We start from the raw sequence: 829 nt of genomic DNA on the forward strand, positions 1-829 counted from the left end.
CGTCCGCGTCGTCATCGTCGACGCGGACGGCCGCCCCCGCCGCGCCACGACGCCGGCCGGGAAAAAGGTCGAGCTGCGTCCCGGCGAACTCGCGTGGGCGTTCCACCCGGGCCCGTACACGATAGCCGTGGCCCCGTACGCGCAGGCGCCCGAGATCGGCCTGCGCACGACGTTCGCCATCGACCCGCAGGACCCCGCCGCCGCGGGCAAGCGCTTCGACCTGTACCTGGCCGCCGAAGCGGATGGCCGCGTCGACCTGGCCGCGCTGCGCATGAAAGTGGAAAGTGCGGTGCGCAGCGCGCTGGCGCAGGGCGTGCTCGAGCTGCCGCCGTGCGCGGACATCGACGAGTGGAACGCGTTCCGCCAGGGCCTGAACCGCTTGCTGTACCTGCGCTTCGGCCTGACCGTGGACGATTGCGTGCCCGTCGAACTGGACGGCGTCGACTACGCGGCGCAACTCGCCGCGCGCGCAGTCGGAAGCACAGCGGCCGCGGCGCCCGCGCCCGTGGCGGAGAAGGTCGTGCCGGACCTGGCCGACGCGAAGGCCATGCGCCGGCTGTTCCTGGAGCTGCCTTGCCTGATGTGCGGCCTGCGCTTCGGCGCGCTGCCGAACGGGCAGGAACAGTTCCGCCAGCAGCAGGCCTTGCTGCAGCGGCTGGACCGGCTGTCCGTCGAGATCACGACGATGCCCGCCCTCGTGCTGGCCGCGCCGGGACAGCCGCTCGCGCTGGACGAACAACTGCGCCGCATGCGCCACAGCCGCCGCGCGACCGTCGCGCTGGACGAAGCGTGGGCGCTGCTGGCCCGCCTCGAAGGCGCGCAAGGGGAG

The 829-nt window shown here is 73.3% G+C and carries 1 protein-coding gene; it reads left to right on the forward strand.

Annotation, left to right across the window (positions count from 1 at the left end):
• Positions 1-829: hypothetical protein (locus ACEN88_RS33055; protein WP_413346524.1), on the forward strand; the 829-nt coding region annotated here is incomplete at both ends.

The organism is Massilia sp. CT11-108 (genome assembly GCF_047302915.1).
Lineage (GTDB): Bacteria > Pseudomonadota > Gammaproteobacteria > Burkholderiales > Burkholderiaceae_D > Telluria > Telluria orientalis.